The organism is Paenibacillus sp. FSL K6-1566 (assembly GCF_038050475.1).
In the GTDB taxonomy this organism is placed as follows: domain Bacteria; phylum Bacillota; class Bacilli; order Paenibacillales; family Paenibacillaceae; genus Paenibacillus_AQ; species Paenibacillus_AQ lactis.
This window is the reverse complement of the sequence record NZ_JBBOSR010000001.1, coordinates 305882-322611: the sequence shown is the minus strand read 5'-3', so window position 1 is coordinate 322611 and position 16730 is coordinate 305882. Positions and strand designations below refer to the sequence as shown.

Sequence of the window (16730 nt, the reverse complement as noted above, 5' to 3'; positions counted from 1 at the left end):
GTCGTTCACCTCATTAGCGATTTATTTTGATGAGCTTCTCTCTCGAGAATCGTCTCCATCCCCTGCAGCAGAGGTGTTCGGAGCTCCTCGTTTTTCAACGCAAAATCAAGCGTCGTCATAATGAAGCCTAGCTTCTCTCCTACGTCATATCGGGTTCCTTCGAAATCATAAGCGTACACGCCTTGGGTTTCGTTCAGCTTTTGAATAGCATCTGTCAGTTGAATTTCGCCGCCGGCGCCTTCTTCCTGATGCTCCAAAAACTCGAAAATTTCCGGTGTCAATATGTATCTGCCCATGATGGCCAGTCGTGATGGTGCCTGCCCAACAGGCGGCTTCTCGACAAAATAATCCACTTGGTACAATCGATCGATTCGCTCTAGCGGTGCGACGATGCCGTAACGATGCGTCTGATCCTGGGAAACCGTCTGAACTCCGATCATGGATTTCTGCGTCACTTCGAATTGCTGTGCAAGCTGCTGGATGCAAGGCGTCTGAGATTGTACAATATCATCGCCGAGCAGCACGGCAAACGGCTCGTCGCCGATGAAATTGCGGGCGCACCACACAGCGTGCCCAAGTCCACGGGCTTCCTTCTGACGTATGTAGTGAATTTCAACATTCGAAGATCGGCGGACTTCGTCAAGCAAGTCGAATTTCCCCTTGCTGAACAAATTATGTTCAAGTTCGAACGCATGGTCAAAATGATCTTCGATAGCACGCTTGCCTTTGCCGGTCACAATGATAATGTCTTCAATCCCGGATGCCACCGCTTCTTCAACGATATATTGAATGGTCGGCTTATCCACGATTGGGAGCATCTCTTTCGGCATCGCCTTCGTGGCAGGCAAGAACCTTGTTCCCAGCCCAGCTGCGGGAATAATGGCTTTCTTTACTTTCTTCATCCTTCATTCACTCTCCAACTCTTTATATGGTATTTGTGCGATAATCCCATAACCCATGATCAGTGCTTCTATAGCAGAAGGGCTTAGCTATGTACTCTTCGAGTGAAAAGGACATAGCTAATACTTCTTGAAAAGGGCATTGAACCCACCCTCACATCACACCCTCGACAATCATGTCTAAGGTCCTTTAGGACCCACAGTGTGACCGAGTGCCTACAGTGATAAAGGTGCAGTAGACATTACCTGTATTGTTGTAAGGGTTACAGCCTTTCTCTTTGATGAGCTAGTGCCCATTTGTGGAAGAGGAGTTTAAACCACCCGATTGAGGACAATACCGAGCATGCGGGCATTCACATGGTCCAGTTGTTCCTTCGCCTTCTTGAGATGATCTTTCTTTACCTTGCCGGCCGCGGCGACCATAATGACGCCGTCACATAAAGCACTGACGATGACGCTATCCGACACGGATAAGACAGATGGCGTATCGACGAGAATGACGTCGTATTGATCTTTTATCTGATGAAGCAGCTCGCGCATTCCCGAAGAATCGATTAATTCCGAGGGATTGGCAGGAACCGGGCCTGAAGGAAGGAGCCAAAGGTTGTCGATCGATGTCTTTTGAACGGATTCCTGAATGCTCGAATGACCAGTCAGTAGCGAACTTAAGCCCTGATGATTTATCTGGGAAAACACGCGATGCAGTGAGGGCTTGCGCAAATCCGCGTCGATTAGAAGCACCTTTTTGCCTTCCTGAGCGTAGGTAACGGCCAGATTACTTATGGTTGTGGTTTTTCCTTCCCCTGGCTGAGAAGAAGTTACCATTACCGTCTTAAGTTCCTGGTCCTTGGAGAAAAACGGGATTTTGGTACGAAGAAGACGATATACCTCTGAAATGGATGATTTAGGGTTGTGTGATACGATCAAGCTGCCCTCACTGATTGAGCGTCGCATATTGGCTCTCACCTGCCTTTTGTTTTTGGACGGCTTTCCCTCTGGCTGATTTTTTCAGATCGCCTTTGCCGATTTTGCCTACGACGGCTAGAACAGGAACATCCATAATTTCAATAATTTCGGCTTCCGTCTTGAGCGTATCGTCCAGATAATCCAGAAGGAATACGAACCCTATGGCCAGTACGAGGGAAACAACGAAGCTGATTAGCAAATTCATAAAAGGATTGAAGTTAATCGGGGCAGGAGCAGCTGACGTGTCGGCCTCGCTAAGTATTGTGATATTATCGATGTTCATAATGTTCGGAATTTCCTCTTTGAATACGGTGGAGACAGCATTGACGACCTTGGCGGCCTTGGCGTAGGACGTGTCCTGGTAAACCAAATTCATGACCTGCGAATTACTTGCTGAAGTAACGGATATTTTAGCGGCCAGCACCCCAGGACTCTCGCCAAGGCCCGGATATTGCTGGACAACTTTATTCATGACAGCTGACGACTTAATAATCTCCTTATAGGAATTAATGAGAAAAATGCTGGTTTGGATCGTACTTGCATTGAGTGGTCCATCACCCGATGATTGGTTGACGATCAGCTTTGCGTTTGCCGCATAGATCGGTGTCGTAAAGTAGAAGCTTTTGACACTTGCCGCGGCCATCGCTACGAGGACGATTACAGCGATCAACCACCATTTTTTCTGGATAATTCGAAAATACTGCTTGAGTTCCATCTCCTTAGCAGCCCCCCGTTGAAATCTGAATTGGATATTACGCTGGCCTTGAGGCCTTTCGACGCATAACCGGGATGAGGACTAAGCCTGCAGCCCCTCTTTTGCTACATTTCGTATACATTTATATCCCATAATTTACGATACACTTTGTATCATGTCAAGGCTAATTTTCATGAATTTTCATTTACAGGAGACAAAATGTATCGCTGTTAGCGCTTTCGATTTCTGAGGAGTTCGGAGATGATTCCTTTTCTTACAAGCCTTTCGAAAGCAACAAAATAAGCCCCGCCGATGCAGGGATCGACGGGACTGACTGTATAAAATGATTTTTTATTCATCAGGCCTGCGTAATTTGCAAGCTGCCATTGGCCATCGAAAGGCGATACCTTTTATTCGTTACGGAATCCGTAAGAATCAATCCGTTGCCTGGTCCGCCGATTTCAAGCGAATCGGCCATATAGCTATGGGGGTAGGGGGAATATGATCCGATATGGTCCCACGTGACCATAACGCCCGCAATGTAGGTGTCACCGGTCTTCGGAATAAACCCGATGTTGAATTCATGCAACAATCCGGACTTGCTTGCAAGCTCTCTGCCTCGCAGATGCTTCCATCCCTTCGTTTTCCACGTGACGGCGTCGTTAAAAATAAACTCTGCGTTTTGGGCCGAGATCCGTCCAATCGACTTGTAGGAAGTTCCGCTTTCGTATTCCGTTTCCAGAATAAAGTACTGCATGGCCAAGTTTCTCCCCGCATCTCCCTGAAACGGCAGCGGCTGTGCATTGAATTTGATTCGGAGGCTGGGCGAAAACACCCCATTCGGTGTTACCTTTAAAATAACCGGCCGGCTGCCGATAACCTGTTTCATCTCGTTCGTGATGGGAACGGGTACTTCATCCACTGTGACAAGACTGATCATTCCGCCATTAGTCACGGTCCAATTGGATAAAACCTCCGGATTGGAGAGTAGATTAGGAGCTGACACCGGCATAAGAGTTCGATGTTCCCGTTCCTTCATCCGCTCCTGCAAGTCAACCGTTTTATACAAGGGGGTAACCTTTCTCCTGATGACCGTATCATCGATGCCAAGTCCAGACAGATCGGATTCCTTGTCTCCTGTTAAAATATCAATATAGGCCGAACCAGCTGCTCCGGGAGCGGTAGACTTTCTTAAAACCCCCAAGTCATCGTTGAATGTGACGGGAGCCGTTACCGTTCCGAACCAAGCTGCATACTGCTGTTTCTCTTCGAGCGGTTTCAGTTCATCCGGCAGAGGAAACTCCCAGACCCCTGAGTTTCCGGAATAGGCTGGTACCGACCAGGAAAAGCCGAAGCCGAACATCCGTAAATTTGAAGTGGCGGATTTCTCCAGGAGCCGGATGGCCGCTTCTCCACATTGCTCAAACTGGGCACCTGTGAACATCCCGCTTAATCCTCTGACGGAGGAAGACCTGTTATATTCATCCAGCGAACTGTCAATGCATTGGTAGATGCCGTATGGCGAGAATCCTAAATGTACCCGATGCAAATGGCCGTCAAATCCTCCCCGATGGCCTGCATTCAATATAGTTCCAAGCAATAACCCACAGAATGCTCCCGATATGCCACCACCCTGATAAAAATAATCGCCGGAGTTCACCCGGCAATAAACACCAACCAGTCCGTTCCAGCTGCAATCATATGAATATACGTGACCGTTGGTGCTGTTTAGCAGCTGACCCACCTTAACGCCGGACGTCCTAATATTCCTGAAGATCGGAGTCGATTTGGCTGCAATTTCAATGGCAACGGCTCCAACCGAAAACATGTCATATCGATTTTGCTGGAATAGATTCCTATCGATCCAAGCTGCTAGATTTCTAGAGTTATATTCGGAAATTCCCGTAATGGAAAAGTTCTCGAACACGGCTTTATCCCCCGAGCTTCGAATTCGTAGACAAGGAAGCAAATCAGTGGCGATATCAACTGGATCCCAGATGATTCGCGAGCCCATTTGACCGCTGTCCACATAGGGGGCAATTCCAAAAATCCCGCGGCTGTTATTCTCAATAGTTTGCCTGACCCGATAGTTTCCAGCAGGAATAAACAATCTATACCGCTTGTCGCACACGGCCATAGCAGCCTGAAACGCAGCCGTATCATCAGTCCGGCCGTCTCCCTTAGCTCCGAACCACTTGACGTTGATCCCGCGTTCCATCAATTCCTCATCGAGCATATTGAAATTGGAGCTTAAATCCTCTGGATTGATCGGGTCTGTGGATGACCATGTATCCATCTTCATGAAATCCGTTTCCTTGGCCATGCTGATCCCCTCCTTGCTACCATAGTAGTGGTTCCTTTGCGGATGTGCTTGATGAAGATGCCTATTTGGGACGCATGCCTCTCACCCAATTTATGACTTGCAATGGCCCCGATCCTCCTATAATATACATATCTAAAGATACATTTTGTATCATCATACTTAAGGCTAACAACATACATTTTTATAATAGAAGCGTTTTCATTAAAGGAGCTTTCTCATGCGCACCATTCTAACCGTCCTATGGGGCTTGATTCTCTTCATCTTCACCTGCTCACTGAACTTTCAGCTTCTTATCCGGTATCACATCATCAATTTTCAACTAAACCCCTCCCCGGATTGGTCGGAGCTCTTTAAAATGGATTTTCAATGGTACAGCACGGATTGGGTCATGCGAAAAATAGGTCATTTCCTAGGCTTCTTTATTCTTGCCCAGCTTGCCTCCGGCTTCGGCAAAAGCAAGATGGCCTTCTATGTATGCGTGGGATATGCGGCATTAACCGAGATCTTGCAATTGTTTTTCTTCAGGGGCGGGCGGATCTATGATGTAATCAACGACGCCTTCGGAATCGGTCTCGCTTACCTGATTTGTCTCATATTCCGTAGGAATGAACACAGAGCAATACATCTAAAAAAATGATTGGGATTAAGTTATTGCATAATACGGGTGAAAATGTATTGATACAAAACGTATACATGATATATAATGTCAATGATACGAAATGTATCCAAATATAATCGTGAAGATAAAGCCGGGATAGGCCATAACGGAGGAATATATAAATGGGCGCAATTGCCGGTATTTATCGTTTTTATGGGCAACCGGTTCACTTGGGGGACGGCGAGCTCATCATGTCAGCGATGGACGCTTATCCTGCAGATCGAAGAGCTCTATGGCACAAAAGCCACGTTATAATGGGTTGTCTTGCCCAATGGATTACGGAGGAAGCAGTCGACGAGACGCTGCCTTATTACGATCCGCAGCGCGGGCTTGCCATTACGGCTGACGCCATCCTAGACAACCGGGACGATCTCATGGATCAGCTGCAGGTTCCGCATCCGGTAAGAGCAATCATGACGGATAGCGAAGTGATGCTGTTGGCTTACGAGAAATGGTCAGAGGCGATGGCGGAGCGTTTGACCGGAGATTTTGCCTTTGTCATTTGGGATGAACGCAAGCAGCTGTTATATGGGGCAAGGGATTTTTCCGGGGCTCGTACCCTGTATTATCACCAGAATGAACAGCAGTTTTCCTTCTGCACGCTTATGAATCCGTTGCTCTCCTTGCCTTATGTACATAAAAAGCTTAATGAACGGTGGCTGGCCGAATTTCTGGCGATCCGCGGCGTATTCGAACCACCTGATGCTTCAACCACCGTGTATCACCAAATTCATCAGATCCCACCTTCCCACTTCTTTGTCATCCAGCGCGACCGGCTGCGCATCAGCCGATACGACTGCCTGGGACATGAAGAGCCGCTGCGACTGAACTCGTCTGAAGAGTATGAAGAAGCCTTCCAGAACGTATTCCAGCAGGCCGTCACATCCAGACTTCGCCGAACCCGGCGTCATGTCGGCGCCCATCTGAGCGGCGGTTTGGACTCAGGCTCAGTAGTCAGCTTCGCTGCCAGGGCACTTCAACAAGAGCAGCGTCCTCTCCATACATTCAGCTACGTCCCTGAGAGCGACTTCGTTGATTGGACACCGAAGCACAGGCTCGCGGACGAGAGGCCTCTTATCAAGCAGACGGTGCAATTCGCAGGTAATATCGAAGATCATTATTTGGATTTCCAGGGGCGCAGTCCCTTTACCGAAATTGACGATTGGCTCGACATCCTGGAAGCTCCTTATAAATTTTTCGATAACTCCTTCTGGCTCCGAGGCATCTATGAACAGGCCCAGCAGCGCGGTATCGGTATTCTGCTTAATGGCGCCCGAGGGAATTACAGCATCTCTTGGGGCCCGGCGATCGAGCACTATGCCCAGCTTATGAAGAGGTTTCACTGGATTCGGCTAACACGGGAGGTCAATCAGTACAGTCGGAATGTCGGTGTCGGTCGTAAGCGGCTATACTCCATCCTGGGCCGCAAAGCCTTTCCTTCCCTACAGAAGCTGGCACCGCTCGGATCCTCCACCGATGATCTCCCGCAGCTTGTACATTCCGATTTTGCCAGACGGACTGGAATTTACGATAAGCTGGAGGACCGCGCATTTATCGGGATCGGATCGACGGACGATCTGCCGAGTGATCCTCTGGAGGCAAGAGTGCAGCATTTCAAACGAATCTATATGTGGACCACCACGGGAACGAGCGGATGCAAAATGTCTCTTCGATATGCTGTCTGGAGCCACGATCCGACCAACGATCTGCGGGTCATCCGTTTCTGCCTGGCGACACCCATGGAACAATTCGTTCACAACGGGATGGACCGTGCCTTAATCAGACGCTCAACCAAGGGCTGGCTTCCCGACGCGATCCGGCTCAATCAGCGAACCAAAGGCATTCAGGCTGCAGACTCCATCCATCGGATGCAGAGAGACTGGCCTCAATTTATCGATGAGTTGGATCGGCTCACCCGTGATTCCAGAATGCAGGACATCATGAATATGCCCGTTCTCCAAGATGCGCTTGCAACGGCGCGTCACGGAATGGACACGAATCAAGCCTACGGCCCTTCCATTAAGCTGCTCATGCGGAGCTTGATTCTATATCGATTTCTTCAGAAAAACTTATGAAAGGAGGTGAACCAAATGAAAAAGCAATGGAGTGAGCCTGCTTTGGAGGTACTGGACATGAAGATGACGATGGCTGGTCCTGGTAACGCAATTCCGGACGGTGTACAACCGGATCCCGATGAATTGGTCCATACTAGCTAATAGCAAGCTGGAATTTTTCCGAGTGAGCCCCTATACGCCTGAACGGGTATAAGGGCTTATCTTCTTTTATTGGAATATGAATCTTTGGAGTGAGGACCTTGCTTCACACAATAAAATCAACTGCTTATAAGGCCTTCGGGCTCACCATACATAGTGACATTCCCCTTCCGGAGCTGCAGTCCGCCCCCAACCTCGGAGCTTCCGCTGATATTAACGTGGGCTATGCCGATTTGGCTGAGGCATGGCTGGGAGAATCGAGCGCGGCAGGAGCCACATTCGTATGTACGCAGAACAGGGTGATGTTCAGGGTACCAGAGCTCGCCATCTTTGCCATTGAAAATGGTACTCGCATTTCGGTTTCTCCTGAAAAGAATGGGGAGGAGGATCGGATTCGGCTGTACGTGCTCGGATCCTGCATGGGGGCGATCTTGCTGCAGCGCAGAATCCTCCCGCTTCACGGCAGCGCGATTGTCGTCAACCATAAGGCATACGCCTTCGTCGGTCACTCCGGACATGGCAAATCAACATTGGCATCAGCCCTGCTGCAGCGTGGCTATCGGCTATTGACCGATGACGTGATCGCCGTCACGCTGGATGAGCAGAACACGCCCTTTGTTACACCGGCTTACCCGCAGCAGAAGCTGTGGCAGGAAAGCCTGGACGTCTTCCGAATGAATTCGGTTGAGTATCGCCCCCTGGCTGACCGCGAAACCAAATATGCCATTCCTGTAGTAGAGCAATTCTCCAATGCCAAGGTACCGCTGGCTGGTGTTTTTGAACTGGTGAAATCCGATTGTGACAAGGTTCGGATTCAACCGATCGACAGATTGGGGCGGCTTCCGCTTCTATATCTTCATACATATCGCAATCTGCTGCTCTCGGGCAGCGGATTAACCCAGTGGCATTTTGACTTTACCGCACGGTTATCCGGATGTATAGACATGTACCGTTTGGAACGACCGCTGTATGAATCGACGGTTCATGAGCTGGCTGAGCTGGTTCTTTCGACGATCGGTGCAGACGACAATAGGTGAGACTAGGCATGGTTATGGATGGCTCCAACGCAGCAAAAGCTGCCCCCTGGTGATATCACCCTGGAGGCAGCCCTTTATATAAACGCGGCTTAAGGCCGCGTAATTGGATTACATGTCATCCCGGATTTGGATCCGTTTAGCACGAGTGTCCGGCTGTTTCGGGATTTCCAGCTTCAGCACCCCGTTCTTCAACGATGCGGTGATGCCGTCTTCGTCAATATGCTGAACATGGAAGCGGCGTACGTATTCGCCGTAGCTGCGTTCTCTCCGGATGATATTTTGATCGGAATCCTCCACGCTGCTAGCTTCCTTGCGCACGGCTTTAATCGTCAGGTAAGGCTCCTCGTAGCGAATTTCAATGTCGTCTTTATGAAAACCGGGCAATTCCGCTTCAACCAGATAAGCGTTCTCCGTCTCACGGATGTCGGTCTTAAAGGACATCGCCGCCGAACCCTTGAACGGTGCAAAAAAGTCGTTGCTAAACACATCATTGAATGACTTCATCAGCTGGCTGATGGAGTCCTCTCTGCGTTTTCCAAAAGGAATCATATCAAACATGATGCATTCCCCTTTCTTTGACCTTGTTTGACCTTACATGTTCATTATATGCCCGTCGAAGGGTTATGACAAAGCCGAATAAACCCGATATGGCCCTGAATCCGCTTGTTTTGGCCGGAAATGGCCATGTTTTAGCATTCGATTTTTGATTTTGACTATCTTTGACCTTTTTCGTTCTGTTGAGACTAAGCACTCGCGGAAGATATACATCAACCATTCATCATCGAAAATAGACTTCGACGAAATTGTACCCGTTGATCGACGATTACGTTACTTACGAAATAGCTTGTCATCATTCTAAGATATGTGTACTATGAGAGTGAATATTGGAAATTGAAGCGGGCAGAGAATATGAGAAGCCCTTTGCATCATCAGAGCCTTTATCGATTAAAGGTTTATTGGTGCAAAGGGCTTTTTCTTATTACCCCTCGCAGATCTGCTGTACTTTTACGAAATTCATACCGGTCTTGAAAAAAACGTCCACAGGAGTGAGTCCATGAACGTCATTGCCATGAATGAAGCTTTGTTTCACGGTGCCGTCAGTGTCGAGATCACGGAGGCTGGGGCCCGGCCCTGGCGCATTCCCTATCTTGAAGCCGCATTATTTCCGCCGGACGGAATCGGCGGGGAAGCCGAGGTCCCCGCAGGCGTGCGCATATCCTTTTGGAGTGATTCGACCTCTGTTCAAGTAGGCTTTTCAGAAACCGAGAATACGCTAAGCTTCGATTGCTTGATAGACGGGCAGTTCCATTCGACCTGTACCGCCGAGCCGGGGGATTCCGTTGTTACGTGGAACGCATTGCCCGGCACGAACAAGCTTATCGAAATCTATTTATCTCCGAAGCACCCAGTCTGTGTTCAGCGCATCCTGCTCGATCAGGACTCCAGCTTCACCTATTACCAAGATACCCGGCCCCGCTGGATCGCTTACGGGAGCTCGATCACGCAGTGCAAGGCGGCTGCCAGCCCATCGCAAACCTGGCCGGCGCTTGTCGCGCAAAGCTCGGAGCTTCAGCTGACCTGTCTCGGCTATTCGGCCAATTGCCACCTCGAGCCTATGGTCGCAAAGATGATCCGGAACCTCCCGGCCGATTTCATTTCCTTATGCCTTGGTATTAACGTGATGGGACAATCCAGCCTGAATGCGAGAACCTTTAAATCCAGCGTCATCGGGCTCATTCAGATTATCCGGGAACGGCATCATCGTGTCCCCATCCTGCTCATGTCGCCGATCTTCGCGCCGGAGCGTGAAACCGCGGATAACCCGGTCGGTCTGAATCTGGTGAAAATCCGGCAGGAGCTGCGCGAGGCTTACGAGATATTGCGGGAGCATGGCGATCGCCACCTGTTCTATGTTGAAGGTCTCGACATATTCGGGGAATCGGATCAAGAACGCTTGTCCGACAAGCTTCACCCGGATGCGGAAGGCTATAAATTGATCGCCCGGCGCATGCACCGCCTTTTCCATGATGAGCTCAAGCTCCACAGCCTAATAAGCGAAGGGAACGATCGGATATGAGATCAAGGCTGCCCCATCTGTTGTTCAATAGACTGCTCGCGCTGGCGCTTGTTATACTTCTGGTCCTGGCTGGATGCTCTCCCGTCAAAGAGACCGGAGCTTCACATCCCTCGAACCTGCAGAACGGCAGTGCTTCAGCCGATGCATCTGCTAAGCCGCGGTCCGAATCTGCGATTGTCCACCGGACTGGTGACGTATTCTATACGAAGTCATACCAGGATCAGCTCACGGTACGTTATTTTTTCCTGGACTCGGAGGAGAAATCCGGCGACTCTATTTTTCTGCAAACGCCCGACGGGCTCAACATCATGATCGACGCAGGCATTCCCGCAACAAGCTCCCAATTGGAGGAGTATATGGAACGGCTGGGTGTAACCCGAATCGATTACGCCATAAATACACATCCTCATTATGACCATATGGGCGGATATACATCGCTGCTAAGGACGAAAGAAATTGGCGGATTTTATATGCCGAATATTGAACACACGACTGGCACATACCGCACGGTGATGGATTTGATTGAGCAGCATGATATCCCGCTGCATTATTTGGAGGACGGCGACCGCCTTCAGATCGGCGAGCATGTGGAGGTTGAGCTGCTAAATCCGGAAAAAGGCACATCCCCGGATATATTTGAGGATTGGTCGACAGAGAATATCAATAATCAGTCGCTCGTTATGAAGCTGCACTATGGGGACAACACCTTCTTATTTGCCGGTGACTTGTACAAGTCTGGAGAATATGATCTTGCAGAACGGCATGCTGATCAGCTTAAAGCCGATATGGTGCATGCTCCCCACCACGGAGACAAAACATCCTCCTCTCCGCAATTCGTTAAAGCGGCTTCGCCTGATATCGCGGTTCTAAGTGCCAATATTTTTCAAAATCTCGACATCAAGCAGCGTTATGAAAAAAATGGAGCCCTTGTAGCGTCCACTGCCCTTCACGGCAATATTATGCTCGTATCGGATGGCAAAACCATTGAGCTCATTACGGAGAAGGAAGTTAGATAACAGTCCTTATGAAACACTCATACAAAGCCCCGGAAAAACCGGGGTTTTGTCATGTTAGGGACTTCGTTTTTTTTAGCCGTTTCAACCCTACGGAGCGTCGAACACGGAATTTTGCTTTCCCTTCAGCTATTCGAATCAATCCGGAGCATCCTAACAGCATGGCACAGCCAATATGCTTGAATACCCGCTTTGCTTCCCGCACATAATAAATATCACAATCGATTCCAGCATAAGGAGGGCCATACATTTGAGTACGAACCAACCGGATAAGAACCTGATCAATACGGTCGAGAGACTGGATGAGACGCCCGTGAACAGCTTGGACGCCCAACAGCAGCAGCAAGCCCGGAATGATCGCCGGAAGCAAGCACTGCATGACAGCGATGGCAAATACAAGGAAAACGAGTCGAAGAACTATCATTAAGGGGTGCCCCCTACTCCCTTCTAGCTGTTTTTCACTACCCTGTTCTAAACCAAACGCCATAAGAAGCGGCCGAGCACCGGTCGCTTTTCATATGGTCAAATGTATACATATTTATGGGTACGATCGGTCGGGACGTCCTCCGCATGAACATACCTTTTTATACCCCCCTTAAGTCAGCCGCTCCTCCACTTTCTTCTGCTTCTAACCAACAAATGTATGTAAAAATCTAAGTATCTCCTTTAATTTGCAAAAAGACACTGGATCTAACCGGATGTTACAATTTCTGGAGAAAGGAGGCTGCTTGTAAAGTAATGAAAGCGCTTAATATTCTTTAGGGTAGGGGGAGTACAGTGAATGAGTAAATGGATCAAACAAGGCATCTCGATTCTGATCGCGGCAGCTTTACTTCTTCCGACGGGCTGGAGAGCCTCGGATGTTCGGGCTGACGCACAGGAACCGGAAGCCACCGAAACCGTTTATCATGAAACCTTTGAGACAGGCGTAGGAAAAGCCGTGCAATCCGGCAGTGCCAGCATATCGCATGTATCCAATAAAGCGTTTGCCGGCAATGAGGACGGAGGCGCTCTGTATGTAAGCAACCGAGCCAATAACTGGGACGCGGCCGATTTCAAATATGTCGACTTGGGCTTGGAGAACGGCATAACGTATACGGTGACCGTCTCTGTATATGTAGACGCCAATGAGCCTGTGCCAACAGGCGCTCAGGCTTTTCTTCAAACGGTAGACAGCTATGGTTGGCTGGCCGGTGCGGATTTTGCCGCAGGCACGCCTGTACAGCTAAGTAAAGAATTCACCGTTAATACCGAAGTCGATTCGGCCCTCCGGGTTCAATCCAACGAGGACGGGAAGACGGTTCCCTTCTACATCGGGGATATACGGATCACCAAGAAGGCGGCTTCCGGCGGTGATGGTGAGGAAGAGCCTCCTAGGGAACCCGCTTTACCCTTCACTCCCATCGATTTTGAAGACCAAACGGCTGGCGGATTTGAAGGCAGATCCGGTAATGAAACGTTGACCGTCACCCAGGAAGCCAACCATACCCCCGGCGGCTCTTACGCTTTGAAGGTAGAAGGCCGTACAGCCACATGGCACGGGCCATCATTGCGAATCGAGAAATACGTTGATCAAGGCAGCGAATATAAAGTAACGGCATGGATCAAATTGATCGAGCCCGCAAGCTCGCAGCTCCAGCTGTCCTCCCAAATCGGCTCCGGAAGCAGCGCGAATTATGTGGCCCTTTCCCCCAAAACGATCAGCACCAGCGACGGATGGGTCCAGTTCGAGGGAACCTATCGGTACAACAGTGTGGGGAATGAATACTTAACCATCTATGTAGAAAGCTCGAATAACGCGACGGCATCCTTTTATATCGATGACATCAGCTTCGAGAAAACAAGCGCCGGCCCCGTCGAAATCGAGAAAGACTTGATTCCGGTCAAACAAGCGTATCAAAATGATTTCCTCATCGGCAACGCCATTACAGCGGAGGATCTTGAAGGCGTGCGGCTTGAGCTGCTATCGATGCATCATAATGCCGCCACCGCCGGAAACGCGATGAAGCCGGATGCGCTGCAGCCGACAAAGGGTAATTTTACATTCACGGCCGCGGATGCCATGGTGTATAAAGTTCTGGCTGAGGGCATGCAGATGCACGGGCATGTGCTGGTATGGCACCAGCAGTCCCCGGCATGGATGAACACGGTACAGGATGGGCAAGGGAATACGGTCCCTTTAAGCCGGGAGGAAGCCCTTGAGAATCTGCGCACGCATATCCGCACCGTAATGGAGCACTTCGGCGACAAAGTTATCTCCTGGGATGTCGTCAATGAGGCGATGAGCGATAATCCGCCGAATCCGTCCGATTGGGAAGCCTCGCTGCGTCAGTCCCCTTGGTATCAGGCCATCGGTCCGGATTATGTCGAGCAGGCATTTCTCGCGGCAAGGGAAGTACTTGACGATCATCCGGAATGGGATATCAAGCTTCATTACAATGACTATAACGAAGACAATCAGAATAAGGCCCAGGCCATTTACAATATGGTGAAAGCAATCAATGACAAGTATGCGCTGGACCATCCGGGCAAGCTGCTCATCGACGGCATCGGCATGCAGGGACATTACAATATCAACACGAATCCGGAAAACGTGAAGCGCTCCCTGGAGAAATTTATCTCCTTGGGCGTGGAAATCACCATCAGCGAGCTTGACATCCAGGCCGGAAGCAACCACCAGCTCTCCGAGCAGTTAGCCAATGCACAAGGCTATTTGTATGCCCAGCTCATGAAAATTTTCAAGGAGCATGCGGCTCATATCAGCCGCGTTACCTTCTGGGGCCTTGAAGACAGCTCAAGCTGGCGGGCCGCCTCCAACCCGCTGCTGTTTGATAAGAACTTGCGGGCCAAACCGGCCTATTACGGTGTCATTGATCCTGATACATTTATTCAGGAGCACCAGCCTGATTCGAAGGATGCCAACCAGTCCACTGCCATGTATGGCACACCTGGCGTAGACGGCACAGTCGACCCGATCTGGTGCCAAGCTCCCGAGATGTCGATCCATCAATACCAGACGGCATGGCAGGGTGCGACCGGTGTGGCCAGAACGCTCTGGGATGACCACAATCTATATGTATTGATCCAGGTTAGCGACGCCCAGCTTGATAAAGCGAGCGTGAATGTGTGGGAGCAGGACTCCGTTGAAATTTTCCTGGACGAAAACAATGCCAAAACAACGTTCTATCAAGCGGATGACGGGCAGTACAGAATCAACTTTGATAATGAAACCTCATTTAATCCTCCAGCGATCGCAGAAGGCTTTGTGTCCGCAACCAAAATTTCCGGAACGAACTACACGGTGGAAGCAAAGATCCCTTTCAAATCCATCAAACCTGCAAATCAGGTTAAAATAGGCTTCGACGCCCAGATCAATGACGCGAAAGACGGCGCTCGCCAAAGCGTTGCCGCGTGGAATGATACGACCGGCAACGGCTATCAGGATCCTTCCGTGTTCGGCGTCGTTACCTTAGACGGCAAACCCGCAAGCCCTGGGAACGGCGGCGGCTCTGACAATGGCAGCGGCGGCGGTGGAGGTAACAACAATGGAAGCAGCCCAAGCAGCAGCAATGGCAGCAATCCCGGCTCCGGCAATGGAAGCACCCCGCAAGCCGGAAGCATTAGGAACGAAAACGGCGTGATTACCATCAAGCCCGCAGTGAAGGTCGCTAATCGACATGCAGTAGGCGCCATTGCTAGCGATGATCTCGCAAAAGCGCTTGGGCTAGCCACTCCTAACCCCAACGGCAAGAAACAAATCGTAATTGAAGTGGCCCCTCAAAATGCCGTAGATGCATATGAAGTACAGCTGCCGGGCCATAGCCTGAACGCCCAACCAGCCTTTGAGTTTGTGTTGAAAACGGACAACGCGACCCTTCATATCCCAAGCAGCGGGTTGTCGCAAGCGGCAAAAGCCGCAAAACAGGTGTCGATCCGCGTAGGCACAGCTTCAACGGCTCATCTGGCTGCAGCGGACCTCGAACGGATCAGCGGCCGACCAGCCATCGATCTGAGTCTTTCGGCAGACGGGAAAGCCATAGACTGGGATCATCCTGAGGTTCCTGTAACGGTCAAAATTCCATATACCCCAACCGCCAAAGAACTGCTTAATCCGGAGCGCCTGGTGGTTTGGTACATGGACGGCAAAGGAAAGGTTGCGGTCATTCCAAATGGCCGACATGATGCTTCGGCGGGCGCGGTTGTTTTTCAAACGACCCGTTTCGGTACCTACGCTATAGCTTACGAGGCCAAGTCCTTCGAAGATTTGCAAAAGGTTCCTTGGGCTGAGCAAGCCATTCACCATATGGCTGCGCGGGATGTCATCAAAGGGACGTCCGAGGGCAGCTTCTCTCCCGAAGCATTTATGACGAGAGGCGACTTCGTCGCACTTCTTGTCAGAGTGCTCGAGTTGAAGGGATCCGGCGGCCAAGGGACAGCGACTCTGCAAGCAGGCTTCAGCGATGCCGAGTCTGCCGGTTACGATCACAGCGAGCTGGACATCGCCTATGCACTCGGAATCGTAAAAGGTTTTCAAGATCAGACCTTCCAGCCGAATGAGCCGATCTCAAGACAAGACATGATGGCGCTGACCGTGCGGGCATTATCGGCAGCCGGCAAATCCCTCGAGGGTACCGGAAGCTTGGACGGTTACCGCGATGCGGCAAGCGTCTCCGGTTATGCATTGGAAAGTGCGGCCCGACTGGTCAAGTCCGGGATTGTAAACGGCAAGAACGGCCGCATTGCACCGCACGATCCCCTCACCCGCGCCGAAGCAGCGGTGATTCTGTACCGTATTTGGAAGCTGTAGTACAGCAATAGAACAGGATGAAAAAACAGACGCCGGTTAAAAA

Annotated in this window: 13 protein-coding genes; 8 read left to right on the top strand and 5 right to left on the bottom strand. The window is 50.2% G+C overall.

The genetic code is table 11. The features are described from left to right. Nucleotides 1–5: 5 nt before the first annotated feature. The 4 genes from galU to NST08_RS01480 form a co-directional block, all read right to left on the bottom strand. Nucleotides 6–902 carry a UTP--glucose-1-phosphate uridylyltransferase GalU gene (gene galU / locus NST08_RS01495; RefSeq protein ID WP_341341367.1) on the bottom strand — a complete coding sequence of 299 codons (897 nt, stop codon included), beginning with the start codon at nucleotides 900–902 and terminating at the stop codon, nucleotides 6–8. Nucleotides 903–1211: 309 nt separating this feature from the next. Beyond that, the gene (locus tag NST08_RS01490; protein WP_210094295.1) at nucleotides 1212–1853 is read right to left on the bottom strand and encodes a CpsD/CapB family tyrosine-protein kinase; all 642 of its coding nucleotides are present in this window, start codon (nucleotides 1851–1853) and stop codon (nucleotides 1212–1214) included. After that, on the bottom strand, nucleotides 1834–2580 hold the full coding sequence (locus NST08_RS01485; protein WP_210094296.1) for a YveK family protein: 747 nt from the start codon (nucleotides 2578–2580) through the stop codon (nucleotides 1834–1836). Before NST08_RS01485 ends, NST08_RS01490 begins: the two co-directional genes overlap by 20 nt. 337 nt (nucleotides 2581–2917) lie before the next feature. Continuing rightward, nucleotides 2918–4882, bottom strand: a complete 1965-nt coding sequence (locus NST08_RS01480) for a glycosyl hydrolase family 28-related protein (protein ID WP_210094297.1) — start codon at nucleotides 4880–4882, stop codon at nucleotides 2918–2920. A 217-nt stretch (nucleotides 4883–5099) separates the two neighbouring features. On the opposite strand from NST08_RS01480, the gene NST08_RS01475 reads away from it, so the two are divergent. The 4 genes from NST08_RS01475 to NST08_RS01460 all read left to right on the top strand — a co-directional run bounded on the left by NST08_RS01475 (nucleotide 5100) and on the right by NST08_RS01460 (nucleotide 8790). Then, nucleotides 5100–5519 (top strand): VanZ family protein, encoded by a 420-nt coding sequence (locus NST08_RS01475; protein WP_210094298.1) that lies wholly within the window; start codon nucleotides 5100–5102, stop codon nucleotides 5517–5519. 143 nt (nucleotides 5520–5662) lie between these two features. Further along, a complete protein-coding gene (locus NST08_RS01470; RefSeq protein ID WP_341341366.1) occupies nucleotides 5663–7615 on the top strand; it encodes an asparagine synthase-related protein in 1953 nt (650 codons plus the stop codon). Between the two features lie 15 nt (nucleotides 7616–7630). Further along, the gene (locus NST08_RS01465) at nucleotides 7631–7756 is read left to right on the top strand and encodes a paeninodin family lasso peptide (RefSeq protein ID WP_028404171.1); all 126 of its coding nucleotides are present in this window, start codon (nucleotides 7631–7633) and stop codon (nucleotides 7754–7756) included. A 98-nt stretch (nucleotides 7757–7854) separates the two neighbouring features. After that, entirely contained in the window at nucleotides 7855–8790 is a 936-nt protein-coding gene (locus NST08_RS01460; RefSeq protein WP_251536185.1) for an aldolase, read from the top strand. Nucleotides 8791–8898: 108 nt separating this feature from the next. On the opposite strand, the gene NST08_RS01455 is transcribed toward NST08_RS01460, so the two are convergent. Continuing rightward, a complete protein-coding gene (locus tag NST08_RS01455) occupies nucleotides 8899–9348 on the bottom strand; it encodes an Hsp20/alpha crystallin family protein (RefSeq protein WP_007132667.1) in 450 nt (149 codons plus the stop codon). A 496-nt stretch (nucleotides 9349–9844) separates the two neighbouring features. Between NST08_RS01455 and NST08_RS01450 the strand changes: the two genes are divergently transcribed. From NST08_RS01450 to NST08_RS01435, 4 genes are all read left to right on the top strand, one after another. Next, nucleotides 9845–10867 (top strand): SGNH/GDSL hydrolase family protein, encoded by a 1023-nt coding sequence (locus tag NST08_RS01450; RefSeq protein ID WP_251536187.1) that lies wholly within the window; start codon nucleotides 9845–9847, stop codon nucleotides 10865–10867. After that, a complete protein-coding gene (locus NST08_RS01445) occupies nucleotides 10864–11883 on the top strand; it encodes a ComEC/Rec2 family competence protein (RefSeq protein WP_251536189.1) in 1020 nt (339 codons plus the stop codon). The genes NST08_RS01450 and NST08_RS01445 overlap by 4 nt, the downstream gene beginning before the upstream one ends. A gap of 247 nt (nucleotides 11884–12130) precedes the next feature. After that, nucleotides 12131–12307, top strand: a complete 177-nt coding sequence (locus tag NST08_RS01440; RefSeq protein WP_167392974.1) for a hypothetical protein — start codon at nucleotides 12131–12133, stop codon at nucleotides 12305–12307. A gap of 354 nt (nucleotides 12308–12661) precedes the next feature. Next, nucleotides 12662–16687, top strand: a complete 4026-nt coding sequence (locus NST08_RS01435; protein ID WP_210094311.1) for an endo-1,4-beta-xylanase — start codon at nucleotides 12662–12664, stop codon at nucleotides 16685–16687. Nucleotides 16688–16730: the final 43 nt, after the last annotated feature.

What these genes read in the sequence shown, in the direction of transcription:
- galU (WP_341341367.1), bottom strand. Translation starts at nt 902, where the DNA reads ATGAAGAAAGTAAAGAAAGCCATTATTCCCGCAGCTGGGCTGGGAACA.
- NST08_RS01490 (WP_210094295.1), bottom strand. Translation starts at nt 1,853, where the DNA reads ATGCGACGCTCAATCAGTGAGGGCAGCTTGATCGTATCACACAACCCT.
- NST08_RS01485 (WP_210094296.1), bottom strand. Translation starts at nt 2,580, where the DNA reads ATGGAACTCAAGCAGTATTTTCGAATTATCCAGAAAAAATGGTGGTTG.
- NST08_RS01480 (WP_210094297.1), bottom strand. Translation starts at nt 4,882, where the DNA reads ATGGCCAAGGAAACGGATTTCATGAAGATGGATACATGGTCATCCACA.
- NST08_RS01475 (WP_210094298.1), top strand. Translation starts at nt 5,100, where the DNA reads ATGCGCACCATTCTAACCGTCCTATGGGGCTTGATTCTCTTCATCTTC.
- NST08_RS01470 (WP_341341366.1), top strand. Translation starts at nt 5,663, where the DNA reads ATGGGCGCAATTGCCGGTATTTATCGTTTTTATGGGCAACCGGTTCAC.
- NST08_RS01465 (WP_028404171.1), top strand. Translation starts at nt 7,631, where the DNA reads ATGAAAAAGCAATGGAGTGAGCCTGCTTTGGAGGTACTGGACATGAAG.
- NST08_RS01455 (WP_007132667.1), bottom strand. Translation starts at nt 9,348, where the DNA reads ATGTTTGATATGATTCCTTTTGGAAAACGCAGAGAGGACTCCATCAGC.
- NST08_RS01450 (WP_251536187.1), top strand. Translation starts at nt 9,845, where the DNA reads ATGAACGTCATTGCCATGAATGAAGCTTTGTTTCACGGTGCCGTCAGT.
- NST08_RS01445 (WP_251536189.1), top strand. Translation starts at nt 10,864, where the DNA reads ATGAGATCAAGGCTGCCCCATCTGTTGTTCAATAGACTGCTCGCGCTG.
- NST08_RS01435 (WP_210094311.1), top strand. Translation starts at nt 12,662, where the DNA reads ATGAGTAAATGGATCAAACAAGGCATCTCGATTCTGATCGCGGCAGCT.